A 19,015-nucleotide genomic window follows, 5' to 3' on the forward strand; every position below is an offset into this window, starting at 1 on the left:
GTAAGCGCAGCGATGCGTTGAGCTAACCGGTACTAATGACCCGTGAGGCTTAACCTTACAACGCCAGAGGCGTTTTTGAGAGACACAATTTTCAGCCTGTACCGGATAAAAATTAGCGGAAACGAAAGATTTTGCGGCGTGACAAGGCGCAGAGCGAGGACGTCAGCGGGAGCATACTGAAGTATGTGACCGGTGCGGCCGGGCGATGGCAACGCGGTCATGGCGTAAAAGATTCGTTTCGTGCACCAAGATTTGCCTGGCGGCTTTAGCGCGGTGGTCCCACCTGACCCCATGCCGAACTCAGAAGTGAAACGCCGTAGCGCCGATGGTAGTGTGGGGTCTCCCCATGCGAGAGTAGGGAACTGCCAGGCATTAAATAAGTGAAGAAGCCCCGCACGAAAGTGCGGGGCTTTTTTACGTCTGCACTTTGCCACGTTAAGCTGAAAACGTGACCTGCAGGCATGCGGTATGTCACCCTTAACTCCCCATTCTCCACTTCTGAATGACCAGCAACCCGCTGATTTTTCGATAATTAGCGACATGGCTCACAATAATAATCTCGGATTACGCCGCCTTTACCTTCAGTAGACTTAAATGCTTTACTCACTCCTTTAAACGCTGTTGATCAGCAAGGAACAGAGGTAAGGCATGGCACCCACAAATAATAAAACTCAGACGGATGATACAAAGAAACGTATCTGGGCTATCGTCGGCGCGTCATCGGGTAACCTGGTTGAGTGGTTCGACTTCTACGTTTACTCCTTCTTCTCACTCTATTTTGCCCACATTTTCTTTCCGCAGGGCGATACCACCACTCAGTTGTTACAGACGGCGGGCGTTTTTGCGGCAGGATTTTTAATGCGTCCGATTGGCGGCTGGCTGTTCGGCTATATCGGCGATAAACATGGCCGAAAAAATTCGATGCTGGTTTCGGTCTGCATGATGTGTTTTGGTTCGCTGGTGATCGCCTGCTTACCCGGTTATGAAACGATCGGCGTGGCTGCGCCCGTCATTCTGCTGCTGGCGCGTATGTTTCAGGGATTATCGGTGGGCGGAGAATATGGGACCAGCGCAACCTACATGAGTGAAGTGGCTCTGGAAGGACGCAAAGGATTCTACGCCTCATTCCAGTATGTCACGCTGATAGGTGGTCAGTTAGCGGCGGTACTCACCGTCGTGGTCCTGCAATTTTTGCTGACGGATGCAGAACTGCGAAGCTGGGGCTGGCGTATTCCGTTCTTCCTCGGCGCACTCCTCGCCGTTGTCGCATTATGGTTACGACGCTCACTGGAAGAGACCTCAGATAAGACGAGCCGCGAACATCGCGATGCGGGTAGCGTAATCGGGTTACTGCGTAATCATACTCGTCCCTTCCTGATGGTGCTGGGTTTCACCGCAGGCGGCTCCCTGAGTTTTTACACCTTCACTACCTACATGCAGAAGTATCTGGTTAATACGTCAGGTATGGATCCTAAAACCGCCAGCGGCCTGATGACCGGTGCGCTGCTGGTCTTTATGCTGATTCAGCCGATTATCGGTGCCCTGTCAGATAAAATCGGTCGTCGCACCTCAATGATGATTTTTGGCGCGGGCGCGGCCATCTGTACGGTCCCCATTCTGACGCTGTTGCAAAACGTGCAAAGTCCCGGTGTGGCTTTCCTGTTGATCATGCTGGCGCTGCTGATTACCAGCTTCTACACCGCCATCAGTGGCATTCTTAAAGCAGAAATGTTTCCGCCACAGGTACGCGCACTGGGTGTAGGGCTATCTTACGCAGTAGCGAATGCGATCTTTGGTGGGTCGGCAGAGTATGTTGCGTTGCTGATGAAGCAGCAGGGGATTGAGACGACTTTCTTCTGGTATGTTTCAGCGATGGGCGCGGTGGCATTTCTGGTGTCGCTGTTGCTGCACAAGCGCGGTAAGGGGATTAAGCTTTAACAGAGAAGGCTACTGACTCAGATTCCACAGGGCAATGCCGCTGGCAGCACCGGCGGCATCCCAGGCGAAATCTTTCCAGCTCCAGCCGCTGCCATTCGGGCGGCTGTCATACCACTCTTTTCCCGCCCCAGGCGTTAATGAAAACAGTCTGGCTTTGCCGGTCAGAATGGTGCTTGCCCATATTCACTACCGGCAGCGGCCAGGACTGCAGAGGCGACAAAATGCTCCGCTTTATCCCGTCCGCTCCACTGATCTTCCGCCATATGGGCGCATCCACTACACAACAGCCCAGCAAGCAGCATACTTCGCATAGCAGATGCCTTATTGACCGCAGTGATTAAAGAATCCGGCTGATCAGGCGATCGATACGTATCCGGCGCAGACGGCGAATCAGCTTGCGCACCTTGGCCGGGTAATCAGCAATACTCTCAAGCTCACGGAAATGCGTCACTACCGTCGTGTTCTGCCGGATTAACGTCAGCTCCTTCTCACGCTGAGCCGCTAACTCCTGATGAGGATCGTGGATTAGCACCGCATTTTCCAGATCGAGCCGCCAGGCACGTGGATTGAGGTTATTACCGGTAATCAGCTGCCATTCGTCATCAACCCACATTCCTTTAAGGTGATAACTGTTCTCGCCATCCTTCCACAGTCTCACGACCAGCTGATCGGTCGTAACGTAGTAGTGCAAACGGCTCATAAAGCGACGCAGATTGATTTCATACAGGTAAGGCAGCGCGCCTATGATTTTGAACGGCTGATCGGGCGCAATATAGAAGTCATTGGCTGTTTTATCGCCGACGATGATCTCAACCTGTTTTCCCTGACGCAGAAGATGAATGATATTACGTACCAGCAAGGCGGGCATGTTGAAGTAGGGGGTACAGATGATCAGCTTCTGTTCCGCACAGGGCATCAGGTGGAAAATGGTTTTATTGAGCAGGCTATGCTTACCCAGACCGACCAGCGGCGTGACCGTCAGTTCATCGTTGCCGGCATTCCCTTCAAACTGATAATTGAAGCCGCGCAGGTCCTGACGGAACTGGCGTGTCTCATTTTTAATTTCAGGACTTGAGGGGCGCTCAGCAAAATCGAGTCGGTTTACCGCTTCCGCTGACTTCAGATTGAGCGTGATCCAGTCATACATCGTATCTGTCAGCTGGGAATTACGGATAACCTGATAACGGTCATAGCGATACTTATCATGCTGATGCAGGTAGACATCATTGATGCTGGCGCCGCTGTAGAGCAGCATGTCATCAATAATGAACCCTTTAAGGTGGAGCACGCCCAGCGCTTCACGGGTATTGACCGGGATACCATAAACCGGGATGGCGATATCCGGATAACGTGTCGCCATTTCGCAATACCAGTCGGCATTGGTTACGCCTCGCGCTGCGCCAATTCGCCCACGCTGCGCACGGTGCCAGTCAACCAGAATCGAAATATCCAGCTCCGGCCGCGCCTGCTTCGCACTATAAAGCGCATCCATGACGGCACGTCCGGCGTCATCATTTTCCAGATAGAGCGCAACAATACAGATGCGAGTCTGCGCTGCCGCAATTTTCTCCAGCAACGTCTGGCGAAATTCGGCAGGCGAGTAAAGTGTCGACACATCCGCAACGGATTGTGACAGTTTCGGCAGCTGTGCGAGGTGTTGTTGGTGTTTGTTACGTTTAAATTTAGACAACATCGCAGTGCACTTCTTCTCTGTTCATTGCATGGCCTTTTGCCATCAAATCAGGGTTATAACCACAAATAATAACATCAACTTCGCCGATTCGAACGTTTTTTACCTTTCTCTACAAGGTTAGTTGATCTCATTCTGTAAAGACAATTTCAGGCTGACAATACCGTCATCCAGTTGAATATCAACATGAAAGTTGAGCTTTCGTGCCAGCGTAATCATGCCGCGGTTATGGGGCATGGTGATACCGTTCAATTGTTGCAAGCCGTGATGCCGGGTATAGCGGATCATCTTTTCCAGCAGACGACGGCCCATGCCTAAGCCTTTCAGGTCGGAACGGACCAGCACCGAAAACTCCGCATCAATGTTATCTGCATCAGAGATAGCGCGGGTGACGCCGATGATCTCGGATCGTCCATGATGCTGACGTACCGCCACAATCGCCATCTCGCGGTCATAATCGATCTGGGTCATGTTGGCGAGATCATCATGAGTAAACTCACTGATTTCACTGAAGTAGCGGTAGTAGAGATCCTCTTTGGTGACCTGACTGATGAAATCGCGCAGCAGGGGCTCATCCTCTGGCAGAATGGGCCGGAACAGGCAGAATTGCCCATCCTTTAACTCTACCTGCTCTTCCAGATGCTGAGGATAAGGACGTATTGCCAGCCGTGCTTCGTTATCGCCATGGAACGGAGCCAGCATCAGGGTGACATCCAGCAGGGTAAAATCATTGCCCGCCGCCAGCAGCGGATGAATATCCAGTCGCTGGATCTCCGGGCAATCCACCACCAGGTTAGAGACCTGCACCAGCAGCTGGCTTAAACCGGGGATATCCAGCGGATTCAGCGCGCTGCGGCTGCGGATTTTTCCGCTCTTGATCGCCTGAATCACCAGATAGCGTGCCAGCGTCATATTCAGCGGGGGGAGGGCAACGGCAGCCTGTTTATCGGCCTGCCATTCAACGCCGCCTTCCCCCAGCATAATGATCGGGCCAAACAGGGCATCCTGTTCGACCACGACCCGCAGCTCCTGTGCGCCTGCACGACTCGCCATGCTCTGAACCAGCAGCCCTTCGATACGTGCCTGCGGCAACGTCTGTTTTACCCGATCAAAAATGGCCTCAGCGGCATGCTCCACTTCGCTGGCATTACGCAGGTAGAGCATCACGCCCTGCACCTCCGATTTATGCGCGATATCGGGTGAACGCAATTTTAGCGCCACCGGATAGCCAATCTGATCGGCAATCGCCACTGCCGCCTTACTGTCGCTGGCGATCCAGGTCGGCAGCGTGGCCAGGCCGTAAGCCTGCAACACCGGCTGCACTTCGTGGGTATCCAGCGCGGTAACACCGCGCTCCAGCGCCTGTGACAGCAGCTGGTGTGCATGGGCACTGTCCAGGTTCAGGGTGGCGGGCAGGGCAGGGGTTTCGCGCAGCTGCTTCTGGTTACGGCGGTACTCAACCTGATGCATAAAAGCGGTCACCGTTCCCTCTGGCGTGCGCCAGGTCGGTATCCCCGCCTGCGTAAAGGCTCGGCGCGCGGCTTGTGAAGAGAACTCGCCGCTCCAGTTGGTCAGCAGCGTCACCAGCTTACCGCGCGGGTGACGGGCGATGGTGTCGATCAGATGTCCGGCCGTTTCAGTCGCGGGCGCGACCGCGCTTGGCGCATGAATAATCATCAATGCATCAAGTTCATGGCTGTCGAGCAGGATCTCTGTGCAGGCGGCATAACGTTCTGCTGTGGCGTCATCTTTTAAATCCAGCGGGTTGCCGCGGCCTGCGCCAGCGGGCAACAGCGCCTCGAGCTGCTGAATCGTCTGCTCGCTGAGCTGTGCCAGTTTCCCATTGCGGGCATAGAGCTCATCCAGCGCCAGCGCGGCGGGGGCGGCACCATTACTGATGATCATCAGCCTGTCGCCACGCAGCGGCCGCATATGACTCAGCGACTCAACGGCGGAGAAGAGCTCATGAGTATCCTGCACCCGCAGTAACCCGGCACGCTGAATGGCTGCATCCCAGGCGGCGTCCAGACCGCTGTGGGTGCCCAGCAGCGCCTGTGCTTCCCGGCTGCGACCACTCTTGATCACCAGAATCGGTTTATTACGGGAGGCGCTGCGTGAGGCAGAAACAAAACGACGCGCATCGCTGAGGTGCTCAAGATAGAGCAGGATAGCGCTGGTTTTACCGTCGCGAGCCAGGAAGTCGAGCAGATCATCGACATCGGTATCCAGACTGTCACCCAGCGCGATAAACCAGGAGAAACCGAGATTACGCTGCTGCGCCCAGTCGAGAATGGTATTGGATACGGCGGCGGACTGGGAGATAAATGCGATACGGCCTTTCTCTATCGGCACTGGCGAGAAGCTGGCATTCAATCCCTGCCAGGGGGCCAGCAGGCCAAGACTGTTCGGGCCCAGCAGACGTATCTGCCACTGGCTGGCACAGGCTTTGAGTTCGGCCGACTGGCTGGCGGGTGCAGAGAGAATAATGCAGGCCTTGCAGCCTTTCTCCCCGAGCTGTTGCAGCAGTTCGAGGTTACGTTTTGAATGGGTGCAGATTACTGCCAGGTCTGGCGCGAAAGGTAAGCTGTCGATGGTGGGCCAGGCCAGTACGCCGCTGACCGCTTTATATTTTGGCGTCACCGGCAACACCGGTCCGCTAAAACCGCCTGCCAGCAGGTTACGCATCATAAAATATCCGGCGCGCCCTGGCGTGACCGAGGCACCAATCACCGCAATTGATTTAGGTCGTAACAGCGCTTCCAGTCCGCGTTGGCTCATCTCGCTCTCCAGAGTTCGGGATTTGCGTGATTGTAAACGCTTTTTGCTGGCAGTGCTTCCGGGCAGATCGCAGGCTGCGCATCCCGATTTTATTCTCTGTCACCGCAGGGTCTCTCCCGCCAGGAGGTGACAGGGCGATTAAACCTGTCCGGCGTGGTGCGGTTTCCCTGCCAGATAGGCCGCGCGGAACTGATCAAAATGGTGAGATAACGCCTCAGCCGCCAGCCCATCGCCCGCCTGCGCCAGCAGCGCCGCGGCCACTTCAGCAGTGCAGTGCTGACCTGCGCCGTGGGCTTCACGCAGCGTATAGCGCGACGGGGTGCTGACATCCAGCGACATCACCGGCAGGGCGTCGAGCCAGGGGCTTTTACGGAACATTTTGCGGGCTTCGGTCCAGGTGCCGTCCAGCATAATAAACAGCGGCGGCTTGCCACTGACGGGCGGCGTTGTCAGCACTTCGCGACCGGGGTCGGCATAGGCGGCCGGGAAAACCACCAGCGGCTGATAATCGGGATTGCGCACCGCCGCCAGCAGCAGCGGATCCGGCTCGGTGCGTGACCAGCCAAAAGCCTGGGTATCCGGCAGAATATCGGCAATCAGCCGGCCGGTGTTGCTCGGCTTCATCGGCTCGGTATCGAACATCACCAGGCAGAAGCGGCTACGGGCGGACTGCGGCACGATCTGACTGCAGAGACAGTTGACCTCTGGCAGCAGGCAGCCCTGACAGCGGATGACCCGATTCCCGCGCGCGAGGAAAGGACGGGTGGATCGGGCCAGGCGTTGGGTGCGCAAGCGCAAAACAGCATTATCAGACATGAGTATTCAGGGCAGGAAAAACGTCAGTGTAATCGAAGCACACGCGAAAAGGAAAAGGCCAGCCAGGCTGGCCTCTGAAGATTAAAGTGACTCATCCAGCCATTCATTGAAAGGCGCTTTGGGCATCGCGCCATTCAGCATGTCGACCCGCTCGCCGTTCTTAAACAGCATGATGGTCGGGATGCTGCGAATGTTGAAACGGGCGCTCAGGGCCGGTTCCGCTTCGGTGTTCACTTTAATAAAGCGGACTTTACCGCTGCGTTCACTGGCGACATCTTTAAACACCGGCGCAAAATTGACACAGGGACCACACCAGGGCGCCCAGAAATCGATCACCACCGGCAGATCGTCCTGCAGATATTTGTCAAAGTTAGCGCTGGTGGCATTCACCACTTCGCCATCAAATAACGCATTTCCACAGCGACCACATTTCGCCACGTCGGCAAGGCGTTCTTCAGGAACGCGATTGGTTGCCTGACAGGAAGCGCATACCGTATTCATAGGAACCTCTGATGTTGAAAAGTGTCAGTCTGGTAAATATTGTTCATTATGAAAGGGGACGGATTCCCTCTCAATCTGGATTGCTCTATAGGTTCAATAGTTGATAGCTAAGCGCCAGCACATCAGGTAATCTGCGCGCTCTCAATGCAGGAGGAAGACATGAACGACGAATTTAAAGGCAAGAGCGGTAAGGTTAAGGTGATGTACGTGCGTGGCGAGGACGATAAAAGCGCGCGCGCGCCTAATCCTCGTACAGGCAAAGGTGGTCACGCTGCTGCCCGTTCGGATGATAATCGTCGTTCGTCTGGCCCCCGTACTGAACGCAGTCAGGAAGGTGGTCGCTCCGCTGGCCGTCGCAGCGACGACACCGGTCGCAGCAGTTCACCGCGTCGTGATGAAGGCGGACGTGGCGCTCCACGCCGTTCAGACGATGGCGCAGGCCGCCGCAACGATCGTGGCGATGATAATCGCGGCGCCTATGGCAGCAGCGATTCCCCATGGCGCACCGTGTCTCGCGCGCCATCAGCAGATCGTCCGGCAACCGAAAGCGATAAGCCGGATCACGGCGGCATCAGCGGCAAGAGCTTCGTCGATCCCGAACAGATCCGTCGTCAGCGTAACGAAGAGACGCGCGTCTATGGTGAGAACGCCTGTCAGGCGCTGTTCCAGAGCCGTCCTGAAGCGATTGTTCGCGCCTGGTTCGTGCAGGAAGTGACACCGCGTTTCCGCGAAGCGCTGCGCTGGCTGGCGGCTAACCGCAAAGCCTATCACGTCGTGGAAGATGCAGAGATTACCAAAGCGTCAGGCACTGAGCATCATGGTGGCGTCTGCTTCCTGATCAAAAAGCGCATGGGTATGGCGGTTTCTGAATGGCTGAGCCAGGCGAATACCAAAGATTGCGTACTGGCACTGGAAGATGTCAGCAACCCGCATAACCTCGGCGCGATTATGCGCAGCTGCGCGCACTTTGGCGTAAAAGGTTTGCTGGTGAACGACGCCTCGCTGCTGGAGTCCGGCGCAGCGGTACGTACCGCAGAAGGCGGTGCTGAGCATGTGCAGGCCATCAGCGGCGCAACTTTCAGTGAAGGTCTGGAAGCGTTCCGTAAAGCGGGTTACACCATCGTCACCACCTCCAGCCATCAGGGCACGCCGCTGGCGCAGGCTCAGCTGCCGGAGAAAATGGTGCTGGTGTTAGGGCAGGAGCGTGAAGGTCTCTCTGATACCGCGTTCAAACAGGGTGACATGAGCCTGTCGATTGGCGGCACCGGCAACGTAGAAAGCCTTAACGTCTCGGTCGCAACCGGCGTACTGCTCGCCGAATGGTGGCGTCAGAACGCATAAAAAAACGGGCCGAAAGGCCCGTTTTGCTTTGTCACATCAGTGCGCACCACCGCCACCGCCGCCTGCGCTAAACGGCGGACGGGCAAACCAGATCAGCACCAGCAGAATCAAAAAGACCCCCGCCGACGCCCAGAAAATTTCATTCGCTGAAATAATCAGTCCCTGATTGGTAATCTGCTGCGCGATCCAGGCCGACGCCTGCTGCTGCGTCATCCCCATGCTCTCCAGCTGGCTATACATCTGCTGCGAATTGACGTTGTAAGGGGTAATCGACTCCGTCAGGTAGCTATGATGCATCGACTCGCGGTTACTCCACATGGTGGTGGTAATCGACGTTCCCACCGAGCCTGCAAAGGTACGCATAAAGTTCGACAGGCTGGAGGCTGCGGCCATGCGCTCCGGCGGCAATCCCGACAGCGTAATGGTGGTCAGCGGCATAAAGAAGCAGGCCACGGCAAAGCCCTGAATAAACTGCGGCCAGGCTGAGGCACCAAAGTCCATTCCCGGTTCAAACGTATACGCGCGCCAGTAGAAGCAGACGGCATACATAATGAAGCTGAACGTGACCAGCCGTCGCATGTCGAGCTTATGGGCAAAGCGTCCGATGATCGGCGACAGAATTACCGGCAAAATGCCCACTGGCGCAGACGCCAGACCGGCCCAGGTTGCAGTGTAGCCGTAGACCTCCTGCAGCAGCTGCGGCAACAGAACAATCGAGCCGAAGTAGAGCATATAAGCCAGACTGATCGACAGGCAGCCAATGGTGAAGTTGCGCGACTTAAACAGCGACAGATCTATGATCGGGTGATCGTCAGTCAGCTCCCACACCAGCAGGACTGACAGCGCAATCACGGCCACTACCCCGAGCACGATGATCTCGGACGAGTTAAACCAGTCGAGCTCCTTTCCGCGATCCAGCATCACCTGCAAACAGCCGATCCCCACCACCAGCAGCACCAGCCCGACCATATCGATCCGCCGGATTTCGGTTTTGGTTTCCCGGCCGCGCAGGGTTTGCAGCGTCAGTATTACCACCGCCACACCAATGGGCACGTTGATAAAGAAGATCCAGCCCCAGTGATAGTTATCGCTGATCCAGCCGCCCAGTATCGGGCCACAGATCGGGGCGACGATCACCGTCATCGCCCACAGCGACAGCGCAACACTGCGCTTGGCGGGCGGATAGTTGTTGAGCAGCAGACTTTGCGACAGCGGGATCAATGGACCCGCAACGATCCCCTGAATGACGCGGAAGAAGATCAGCATCTCCAGGCTGTCTGACATGCCGCATGCCCAGGAGGCGATAGCAAACAGAATGGTCGACCAGGTAAAGAGCTTCACTTCACCGATGCGTTTTGCCAGCCAGCCGGTCAGCGGGATCGAGATCGCATTGGCCACACCAAACGAGGTGATCACCCAGGTTCCCTGGGAGTTCGACGCCCCCAGATTACCGGCAATCGTGGGGATAGCCACGTTGGCGATGGTCGAGTCCAGAACCTGCATGAACGTCGCCAGCGATAGCGCAATGGTCATCAGGACCAGCGGCATTCCTTCAAGCGGTTTTTGTGCCATTACAGCCTCCGCGTCATCATCCGGCGTTGGCACGGACGATATCGGTGATCAGCTGATTGACCGGCGCAAGGTCAATCGCCAGTGCGTTGCTGCTGTAAGCGGCTTGCTGACGGGCGCTGGTGGCCAGCGCGCTGCCCTCTTTGCTGGTGGTATCGATTTTAACCAGCGTTGAGAGACCAATACGCAGCGGATGTCTGGCGATATCTTCCTGATTCAGTTCGATACGAACCGGCAGGCGCTGAACCACTTTGATCCAGTTACCGGTGGCATTCTGTGCCGGCAACAGTGAGAAGGCGCTGCCGGTGCCCATATCCAGTCCTGCAACTTTGCCCTGATAAACCACTTCGTCACCGTAGATGTCGGCAACTACGGTGACAGGCTGACCAATACGAACGCCAGCCAGCTGAGTCTCTTTAAAGTTGGCATCGACCCACAGATTCGTTGCAGGCACGACGGCGAGCAGCGGGGTGCTGGTGGAGATTTGCGAACCGACCTGCACGCTGCGACGGGAGACAAAACCATCCATCGGGCTACGGATTTCGGTTCGCTGCAGCGCCAGCCAGGCGTCACGCAGCTCAGCCGCGCTCTGTTGCACGGCAGGCTGATTTTCCAGTGAGGTGTTGAGGATCATCGCCTGATTCGCATTGTATTGCTGAATCGCCACGTCCAGTTGTGCTTTGGCCGTCGCGACGGCATCGCGGGCGTGCTGCAACTCTTCACGGCCAATCAGATTAGCCGCGCCTAACGGCTCACGGCGTTTCAGGTCGGCCTGTGCCTGCGCCAGAGCGGTCTGTTGCAATGTAATGCTGGCCTGATACTGTTTGCCATTAATCATCAGCTGATGCGTCTGACGCACGCTGGTGGCGAGTGCCGTCTGCGCTTTTTCAAACGCCTGCTCCGCATCCGTCTTATCCAGTGAAACCAGCACATCGCCTTTTTTGACGAAATCGGTATCTTCAAACCAGACTTTATTCACGCTACCGGAGACCTGCGCCATCACCTGCACCTGGTTACCCGCAACGTAGGCGTCATCTGTTTCCTGAAAATGGCGCAGGACCAGGAACCAGTAAACTCCCCAGGCAATACCAATCAGCACAAAGATCAACGCCAGCACGATGAGCACACTTTTGCGCTTCTTCTTTTTGTTGGCTGACGGTTGCGGGCTTTGTGCTTCTGCCGTTGCACTCATGTCTTTCTCCACGTTTTCCATTTAGTCGGGCGGCAGAAATCCCTTTTCGCCAGCGCCCGAGTCGAAAAAGCCAGCGACTGAGCGCTGGCCAGATAAAAAAGGAAATTAAAATAACGATTCCGACAGGTGATTGTGTCGCACTTATTGCTATTAGCGGGAAAGCGAGGCGATCAGCTGATCTTCATCCATTTTATCAAGACGATTAAGTAGCTTACGGGTGATGCCTTCCAGCTGCGACTTCTCATCGACGGAGAGCGATGACCAGAGATACTGCAGGCTCTGATGCTGAGGTGGCAGCAGCTGACGCAGGAACTCCATCCCTTTATCGGTCAGATGCAGGTGCAGGCAGCGACGGTCGTGATCGCTTTCACGACGCTCAATCCAGCCGCGCTTTTCCAGCTCATCAGCAATGCGCGTGGCATTGGTGCGTGAAGAGCCAAGGGCAGAGCTGAGCTCAGAGGGCTGAATACTATGGTTTTCCTGTGCATCCAGCGTAATCAACGCCATGAACAGGGTTTCATTAATACCCTGTGCTTTCAGCATCTTATTGCGGTTGTCCAGCAGTTTACCCTGCATATGCATACAGAGACGCGTCAGAATAATTTCCTGTAACGGAAAATCCTTATGGCGATTGGCACGGATGTTTAGCATCTGCTCAATGGGAGTAAACGAACTTTCCATTAAAAAAAACCTCACTAATTGCAACTTGTATAATAACTATGGTGACAGGATAAGCGTAGTCACTTTTTGGCAGGTGATCGCTGACAGAATCACTATTCACCATCAAAGGTATTCCAGGCCATTCCCTGGCCCTGGGTCAAAAACCCGTACGTCCGGCGGCAGCCGCTGTGCCGGAACGTGATCAAAAAGGGGGCAAATTTAATAATATCGCGGGGAAAAATAACTGAAGTGAATAGGTTTGCTACTAACCATAACAAACCTAACCATTTGTGACCAGACGCAATGCGCTGTCCGGCCAGGCTTCAGTTGATTTTTTCCGGCTCAAAGCGCGATCCGGTTGCCCAAATCAGCAGATTAACCACAGTCAGCAGCGCGCCAGCGCCACAGACGCCATACCAGCCCCAAAGATGGTAAGCGGTCGCGGAGAGCAGTGAGCCGGCCGCGCCACCCATAAAGTAGCTGGTCATGTAACCGGCATTAAGACGGTTCCGCGCCTCCGGCATCTGCGCGTAGATCACGCTTTGATTGGTGATATGGACGGCCTGTACCGCCAGATCCAGCAGCAGGATGCCGACGATCAGCGGCGCAAGCTGCTCCGCGCCCCACGCAATGGCAGCCCACGACAGCAGCATAAGCAGCAGGCCCAGTTGGGTGGTCAGCTTCGCTTTACCCTTGTCAGCCAGCGCGCCCGCCTGACGTGCGGCCAGCGCACCCGCGGCACCGACCAGCCCCAGCAAGCCAATCTCGCCCTCTGAGAAGTGATAGGGCGCCCCGGCGAGCAGAAAGGCCATTGAGGTCCACAGCAGGCTGAAATTGGCAAAGGAGAGGCAGCCGGTCCAGGCGCGGGTGCGGAGCACCCGATTACCGGCATACAGGCGAAAGATGGAGGCCAGCAGTTGCGGATAGCTCATGGGCACGGACTGTTTTACGCGCGGCAGCGATCGCCACAGCGCCAGGGCCATCACCACCATCAGCAGGCTGGCAGTCCAGTAGACGGTACGCCAGCCGCCAAGCTGCGCCAGGCCGCCTGCCACGGTGCGCGCCAGCAGAATACCCAGCAGCAAACCGCTCATTACCGTTCCCACTATTTTGCCGCGCCGCTCCGGCTCTGCCAGCGTGGCGGCCAGCGGCACCAGGATTTGTGCGGCGACCGAGAACAGGCCGGTCATCACCGTGCCCAGCAGTAAAAAGAGAAAGGAGTGCGAAAGGGCGATAATCACCATGCCGGCAGCAGCCAGCAGGATCATCGTAACAATCAGGCTGCGACGTTCAAACCGATCGCCAAGCGGCACCAGCAGCAGCAGACCGCAGGCGTAGCCCAGCTGCGCCGTGGTGACAATAAATCCGGCGAGGCTGACAGAGAGATCAAACTGTTGGGCGATGGTATTCAGTAGTGGCTGAACGTAGTAATTACTGGCTACGCAGAGGCCGGTTGCTACTGACATCAGCATTACTAAAGCAGGCGTCAGACCCTGGCGAGTCGCATTCATAAACAGCATCGGTCGCTAATAATCATTTGAGGTTAATAGTAACTCAAAAAACTATTTCACACGCATGTTTATTAACAGGCCATACCAGTCGGGAAAGCAGACATAAAAAAAGGGCAGAAAAATTGCTGCCCTCAGATAACTGCCCGACTAAAAGCGTATGCTCACTGAGCCAGCACTTTTATCAACCACCCTGGGGCGGAAATGTTTTCAGGTTATTGCGCGGCGGCCTGCGCCTCGCTGATCCATTTATCGAACTCAGCCTGATGCGCCTTAATCCAGCCATCCACATGACGGTTAATCGCCTCTTCTGAGTTTTGTCCGGCATGCATTGCTGAGTTTTCAGCATTGATATCGGTAATGGGCAGCTTCATGACCGCAAACAGACGGGCAGCCGCCGGGTTTTTCGCCGCCCAGGCTTTGTTGGCGACGATGTGCATGGTGTTAACCGGGAAACCGTAGTTCGCGCCGTTTGGCAGCTTAGTATCCACATCCTTCTGTTCGCCAGGCAGCGAAGAGAACGGCACCTGCAGCCAGATCACATCGCGGCCCGGCTTCAGCACATCGCTCAGCCAGTAGGGCGTCCAGGTGTAATAAAGGATCGGTTTACCCTGTTTGTAGCGTGCCAGCGTATCCGCCACCATCGCCGAATAGTTACCCATATTGGCGGTCACGGTATCACTAAGACCGAAGGCGCTGTTCTGATGATTAATCACCGCTTCACAGCCCCAGCCTGGCGTACAGCCGGTCATATCCGCTTTGCCATCGCCGTTGGCGTCAAACAGGCTGGCGATCTTAGGATCTTTCAGCTGTTCGATATTGGTAATGTGATATTTCTCGGCGGTCTTCTTATCAATCAGATAACCCTGGGCGGCACCGGTAACATAGGTTCCCTGACGATAGAGCTTCTGATCGCCACCGGCGGCTTTGTACATGTCGTCATGCAGCGGCTGCCAGTTCACCGCGGTAAAGGTGGCGTCGCCAGCGGCGATAGAGGTGTAGCCAACGTTGTAATCCACTTCACTCGGCTTGCTGACCTGATAGCCGAGTTTTTCCAGCGCGCGGCTGACAATCAGGGTCTGAAAAGTCTCTTCAGCGATAGTGCTCTGTATGGGTTGTACCGTAATACCTTTGCCCGGCAGATCGGCAGCGGAGACGTGTGAAACGGCCAGCGTGGTTACCACGGCGGCGAGCAGAGAGGCTCTGTTGCGCATAGTCATTCCTTATTTCAGATGTCGCGTCAGGATGGGCGGCGCGCAGGCACCGCCCGACAGATTATTTTTTACGCGAAGGAGAGAAGATCAGGCCCAGCGGGCCGGTGTGATACCAGTGACGATTACCGCGGCTGCGGCTATCGCGACCAAAAGATTGGGTCAGGCGGTCCAGGATAATGGCAAGGATCACAATCCCCACACCACCCACCGTAGCCAGCCCCATGTCGAGACGGCCAATACCGCGCAGCACCATCTGACCGAGTCCGCCCACGGCGATCATCGAGGCGATCACCACCATCGACAGCGCCAGCATCAGGGTCTGATTGACGCCCGCCATAATGGTGGGCATCGCCAGCGGCAACTGCACTTTGAATAGCAGCTGACGCGGACTGGCACCAAAGGATTCGCTCGCTTCGATCAGATCGGCGGGCACCTGCTTAATGCCGAGAATAGTCAGACGCACAATCGGTGGCAGGGCGAAGATAATCGTGACCACCACGCCTGGCACGTTGCCGATACCAAACAGCATCACAATCGGCACCAGATAGACAAAGGCGGGTGTCGTCTGCATCGCATCCAGCAAGGGACGTACGATACGCGCTGCCCGTTCACTGCGGGCCAGCCAGATCCCCAGCGGCAGGCCGATGAGAATGCAGAACATCAGCGCGGTAAGCACCAGCGCCAGCGTGACCATCGCCTGCGACCAGGCGCCAATTGCGCCAATCACGATCAGCGATACCAGCGTGGCGATGCCCATGGCGGGTGTCGCGATCTGCCAGGCGATCAGCGCAAACACCAGAATCGCTACCGGCGCGGGCATCCCCAGCAACAGCTGCTGAAAGGCGCTGAGAATATAGTCAACCGGTACCCGGATACCCTGAAACAACGGGCGGAAATGGTTGACCACCCAGTCGATACCGGTGGTCACCCAGTGATCAAGCGGGATCCAGGTTTTGTGGAACGGATCCATGATATTGAAATGTTCCGGCGCGGGCGCGGGGGCGCTGTTGAGCCAGTCACTGCTGCTGGCTGCATCGGGTGTCGCGCTGCCATCGGGCGTGCCCCAGGCATCGGCACCGCCGCTGCTGGTGGGCGCAGCCTGACTGCTGGCGGCGGTGCCGCTATCCCACGGATTGGTGGTTTCCTGACTCATGGCTGGGCTCCTTCACGATCTAACGCGCGCAATAGCGTGCTTTTGGAAATGATACCGACATACTGATTCTCCTCGCCGACCACTGGCACCGCACAGGGCGCCTGAGCGACGTGCGAGAGCAGATCGCTCAGTGAGGTATCGGCGGGCACCGCGGCTGGCGAGTCGAGGAGGGCGCTATCGAGTCCCAGACCTGCTGCCAGCGCGGCTTTCAGCGAGTCGGTGGAGACCACGCCAAGAAACTTCTGTTTCTCCAGCACGTAACCGTAGTCGCGGTCTTCATCCTGCAGCAGCTTAATGGCGGAGCGCGGGCCGAAACCTGGCGCTTTGCGGATCAACGCTCCCGCGCTACGACGGGCGATATCCTTGGCGCTGAATACGTGACTGATATCGACGCCACGGAAAAAGGTGCGGACATAGTCATTGGCCGGGTTATTCAGGATCTCATCCGGCGTACCAACCTGTATCACTTCGCCGCCCTGCATAATGGCAATACGGTCGCCAATACGCATCGCTTCATCAAGATCGTGGGAAATAAAGACGATGGTGCGCTGATGCCTGGCTTGTAAATTAACCAGCTCATCCTGCATTTCAGTACGAATCAACGGATCCAGAGCGGAGAAGGCCTCATCCATTAATAAGATGTCGGGATTGATGGCCAGTGCGCGGGCTAATCCGACGCGCTGCCGCATCCCTCCGGAAAGTTCATCCGGGTAAGCGTGCGCATAATTCTCCAGCCCGACCTGACGTAACGCTTCCAGTGCTTTTTCCTGGCGTTCAGCCAGTGCGACTCCCGCTAATTCCATACCAAATGCCGTATTATTTAATACATTCATGTGCGGCATCAAAGCAAATGACTGGAATACCATGCTGATTTTATTTCTGCGCACGTCACGCAGTTCGCTGGCTGATATTTTGGCAATATCGACACCGTCAATAATCACCTGGCCGCGCGTCGGCTCTATCAGACGATTGAGAAGGCGAACCATGGTCGATTTTCCTGAACCGGATAACCCCATGATGACGAATATCTCGCCTTCTTCAATGGCCAGACTGGCGTTCTTTACACCAAGAGAGAGCCCGGTCTTCTCAAGAATGACATCTTTGGTCGCACCCTTTTCAATATATTTAAACGCGCGATCCGGATTGTCGCCAAATATTTTATAGAGATTTTTTACTTCGAGCTTAATAGCCATGCAGTCATTAAATCCTGGTTGAAATATCTAATATTATCCTGTCGTTCCCGCTGAAATTTAAGCAGGCCATACCGTAGCACACTGACGTTATCTGACAACCCTGAAGTGGAATATTGACCGGCCGCGGGACATTCAGATGCCGATTATCTTCAGTGCTCACAAGGGATAGGCGTGGATTAATTTTTTGTGAAATCATTGGCGGGTTTTTGGCATTTCAGCCGATTTGCCGCGTGAAAGGGAGAAAAACAAGCGTCACCAGGGTGAAATATTACGGAAATAATGGATTCCGATGCAGAGAAATAATCACGCCTGAAACGATCGGATTCAGTGGAATAATTGGTCGAAAAAAAAGGAAATGCGGGGAGGGGCAGAATCAACAAACGGTGAAATAGTCAGGCTGTTTTGCAGTAATATTTTTTTCTTATGATTAGACGGAATGGCGCGGCTGACACGGCACTGCCAGAGAAAACCGGATGCTGACAAAACAGCACCCGGTAACCCTCAGAAATTCCAGTCCTCGTCTTCGGTTTCGACCGCTTTTCCCATCACATAGGAGGAGCCTGAACCGGAGAAGAAGTCGTGGTTTTCGTCGGCGTTGGGCGACAGAGCCGACAGAATGGCCGGATTCACCGCTGTCAGCTCCGCCGGGAACAGCGCCTCATAGCCCAGATTCATCAACGCTTTGTTGGCGTTGTAGTGCAGGAAGGTTTTCACCTCCTCTACCCAGCCAACATCGGCATAGAGCGCCTCGGTATAAGCCACTTCGTTCTCATACAGCGCCAGCAGCAGATCATAGGCGAACTGCTGCAGCTCTTCGCGGCGCAGATCGTCAGCGGCAGCCAGCGCCTGCTGATATTTGTAACCGATGTAGTAACCGTGCACCGCCTCATCGCGAATAATCAGGCGAATCAGGTCAGCGGTGTTGGTCAGCTTGCCACGGCTCGACCAGTACATCGGCAGCCAGAAGCCGGAATAGAACAAAAACGACTCCAGGAAAACGCTGGCGATCTTCTTCTTCAGCGGATCATCGGCCTGGTAGTGTTCCAGGATGATGCGCGCCTTGTTCTGCAGCGGCGCATTCTCTTCGCTCCACTGATAAGCGGCATCCACATCCTGGGTGTTACACAGGGTTGAAAAGATCGAACTGTAGGAGCGGGCATGCACCGCTTCCATAAAGCTGATATTCGACAGCACCGCCTCTTCGTGCGGGGTAATGGCATCTTCCATCAGCCCCGGCGCGCCGATCACGTTCTGGATGGTGTCAAGTAGCGTCAGGCCGGTGAATACCCGGATGGTCAGCTGCTGCTGTTGTTTATCCAGCGTCTGCCAGCCGGGCAGATCGTTGGAGAGCGGCACTTTCTCCGGCAGCCAGAAGTTGCTGGTGAGACGATTCCACACTTCAAGATCTTTGTCATCCTGAATGCGGTTCCAGTTAATTGCCTGAATCTGTTTTAATTTCATC

14 protein-coding genes, 1 rRNA gene and 1 pseudogene are annotated in these 19,015 nt (G+C 55.7%); 3 read left to right on the plus strand and 13 right to left on the minus strand.

All coding sequences use genetic code 11. The features are described from left to right. Positions 1-255: 255 nt before the first annotated feature. Together rrf and HFD94_RS15725 are read left to right on the plus strand one after the other, a co-directional pair. Positions 256-371, plus strand: a 5S ribosomal RNA gene (gene rrf, locus HFD94_RS15720). A gap of 277 nt (positions 372-648) precedes the next feature. Continuing rightward, positions 649-1,938: an MFS family transporter gene (locus tag HFD94_RS15725; protein ID WP_031594658.1), complete on the plus strand. Its 1,290-nt coding sequence runs from the start codon at positions 649-651 to the stop codon at positions 1,936-1,938. Positions 1,939-1,947: 9 nt separating this feature from the next. Here the strand turns inward: HFD94_RS15725 and HFD94_RS23035 are convergent. From HFD94_RS23035 to trxC, 5 genes and pseudogenes are all read right to left on the minus strand, one after another. Then, positions 1,948-2,249 (minus strand): annotated as a pseudogene (locus HFD94_RS23035) (YfiM family lipoprotein). Positions 2,250-2,275: 26 nt separating this feature from the next. Next, a complete protein-coding gene (gene pssA, locus HFD94_RS15730; RefSeq protein ID WP_029519515.1) occupies positions 2,276-3,631 on the minus strand; it encodes a CDP-diacylglycerol--serine O-phosphatidyltransferase in 1,356 nt (451 codons plus the stop codon). Positions 3,632-3,748: 117 nt separating this feature from the next. After that, on the minus strand, positions 3,749-6,406 hold the full coding sequence (locus HFD94_RS15735) for a bifunctional acetate--CoA ligase family protein/GNAT family N-acetyltransferase (protein WP_050679753.1): 2,658 nt from the start codon (positions 6,404-6,406) through the stop codon (positions 3,749-3,751). Between the two features lie 138 nt (positions 6,407-6,544). Continuing rightward, entirely contained in the window at positions 6,545-7,222 is a 678-nt protein-coding gene (locus HFD94_RS15740; RefSeq protein WP_167433283.1) for a tRNA-uridine aminocarboxypropyltransferase, read from the minus strand. Between the two features lie 81 nt (positions 7,223-7,303). Beyond that, positions 7,304-7,723, minus strand: a complete 420-nt coding sequence (gene trxC, locus HFD94_RS15745) for a thioredoxin TrxC (protein ID WP_010257800.1) — start codon at positions 7,721-7,723, stop codon at positions 7,304-7,306. Positions 7,724-7,882: 159 nt separating this feature from the next. On the opposite strand from trxC, the gene HFD94_RS15750 reads away from it, so the two are divergent. Next, positions 7,883-9,064, plus strand: a complete 1,182-nt coding sequence (locus HFD94_RS15750; protein ID WP_010672152.1) for a tRNA/rRNA methyltransferase — start codon at positions 7,883-7,885, stop codon at positions 9,062-9,064. 36 nt (positions 9,065-9,100) lie between these two features. Here the strand turns inward: HFD94_RS15750 and emrB are convergent, their stop codons facing one another. From emrB to nrdF, 8 genes are all read right to left on the minus strand, one after another. Continuing rightward, positions 9,101-10,636 (minus strand): multidrug efflux MFS transporter permease subunit EmrB, encoded by a 1,536-nt coding sequence (gene emrB, locus HFD94_RS15755; RefSeq protein WP_010257793.1) that lies wholly within the window; start codon positions 10,634-10,636, stop codon positions 9,101-9,103. Between the two features lie 16 nt (positions 10,637-10,652). Continuing rightward, a complete protein-coding gene (gene emrA / locus HFD94_RS15760; protein WP_010257791.1) occupies positions 10,653-11,825 on the minus strand; it encodes a multidrug efflux MFS transporter periplasmic adaptor subunit EmrA in 1,173 nt (390 codons plus the stop codon). Positions 11,826-11,975: 150 nt separating this feature from the next. After that, on the minus strand, positions 11,976-12,506 hold the full coding sequence (mprA, locus tag HFD94_RS15765) for a transcriptional repressor MprA (RefSeq protein WP_003850381.1): 531 nt from the start codon (positions 12,504-12,506) through the stop codon (positions 11,976-11,978). A 302-nt stretch (positions 12,507-12,808) separates the two neighbouring features. Beyond that, positions 12,809-13,996, minus strand: a complete 1,188-nt coding sequence (locus HFD94_RS15770; protein ID WP_050679761.1) for an MFS transporter — start codon at positions 13,994-13,996, stop codon at positions 12,809-12,811. A gap of 212 nt (positions 13,997-14,208) precedes the next feature. Continuing rightward, complete coding sequence (proX, locus tag HFD94_RS15775) at positions 14,209-15,207, minus strand: glycine betaine/L-proline ABC transporter substrate-binding protein ProX (RefSeq protein WP_167433284.1); 999 nt, start codon at positions 15,205-15,207, stop codon at positions 14,209-14,211. 61 nt (positions 15,208-15,268) lie between these two features. Beyond that, the gene (proW, locus tag HFD94_RS15780; RefSeq protein ID WP_022624068.1) at positions 15,269-16,360 is read right to left on the minus strand and encodes a glycine betaine/L-proline ABC transporter permease ProW; all 1,092 of its coding nucleotides are present in this window, start codon (positions 16,358-16,360) and stop codon (positions 15,269-15,271) included. Then, positions 16,357-17,553: a glycine betaine/L-proline ABC transporter ATP-binding protein ProV gene (gene proV, locus HFD94_RS15785; protein WP_010672155.1), complete on the minus strand. Its 1,197-nt coding sequence runs from the start codon at positions 17,551-17,553 to the stop codon at positions 16,357-16,359. Before proV ends, proW begins: the two co-directional genes overlap by 4 nt. Positions 17,554-18,054: 501 nt before the next feature. Continuing rightward, positions 18,055-19,014, minus strand: coding sequence for a class 1b ribonucleoside-diphosphate reductase subunit beta (gene nrdF / locus HFD94_RS15790; RefSeq protein ID WP_010257777.1), 960 nt, complete (start codon positions 19,012-19,014; stop codon positions 18,055-18,057). Position 19,015: the final 1 nt, after the last annotated feature.

Origin of the sequence: Pantoea sp. EKM20T (assembly GCF_011800485.1) — a bacterium.
Taxonomy (GTDB): Bacteria; Pseudomonadota; Gammaproteobacteria; order Enterobacterales; family Enterobacteriaceae; genus Pantoea; species Pantoea agglomerans.

Coding starts and splice junctions, on each gene's coding strand:
- HFD94_RS15725 (WP_031594658.1), top strand. CDS start 649: ATGGCACCCACAAATAATAAAACTCAGACGGATGATACAAAGAAACGT.
- HFD94_RS15750 (WP_010672152.1), top strand. CDS start 7,883: ATGAACGACGAATTTAAAGGCAAGAGCGGTAAGGTTAAGGTGATGTAC.
- HFD94_RS15770 (WP_050679761.1), bottom strand. CDS start 13,996: ATGAATGCGACTCGCCAGGGTCTGACGCCTGCTTTAGTAATGCTGATG.
- mprA (WP_003850381.1), bottom strand. CDS start 12,506: ATGGAAAGTTCGTTTACTCCCATTGAGCAGATGCTAAACATCCGTGCC.
- nrdF (WP_010257777.1), bottom strand. CDS start 19,014: ATGAAATTAAAACAGATTCAGGCAATTAACTGGAACCGCATTCAGGAT.
- emrA (WP_010257791.1), bottom strand. CDS start 11,825: ATGAGTGCAACGGCAGAAGCACAAAGCCCGCAACCGTCAGCCAACAAA.
- emrB (WP_010257793.1), bottom strand. CDS start 10,636: ATGGCACAAAAACCGCTTGAAGGAATGCCGCTGGTCCTGATGACCATT.
- HFD94_RS15740 (WP_167433283.1), bottom strand. CDS start 7,222: ATGTCTGATAATGCTGTTTTGCGCTTGCGCACCCAACGCCTGGCCCGA.
- proX (WP_167433284.1), bottom strand. CDS start 15,207: ATGCGCAACAGAGCCTCTCTGCTCGCCGCCGTGGTAACCACGCTGGCC.
- trxC (WP_010257800.1), bottom strand. CDS start 7,723: ATGAATACGGTATGCGCTTCCTGTCAGGCAACCAATCGCGTTCCTGAA.
- proW (WP_022624068.1), bottom strand. CDS start 16,360: ATGAGTCAGGAAACCACCAATCCGTGGGATAGCGGCACCGCCGCCAGC.
- pssA (WP_029519515.1), bottom strand. CDS start 3,631: ATGTTGTCTAAATTTAAACGTAACAAACACCAACAACACCTCGCACAG.
- proV (WP_010672155.1), bottom strand. CDS start 17,553: ATGGCTATTAAGCTCGAAGTAAAAAATCTCTATAAAATATTTGGCGAC.
- HFD94_RS15735 (WP_050679753.1), bottom strand. CDS start 6,406: ATGAGCCAACGCGGACTGGAAGCGCTGTTACGACCTAAATCAATTGCG.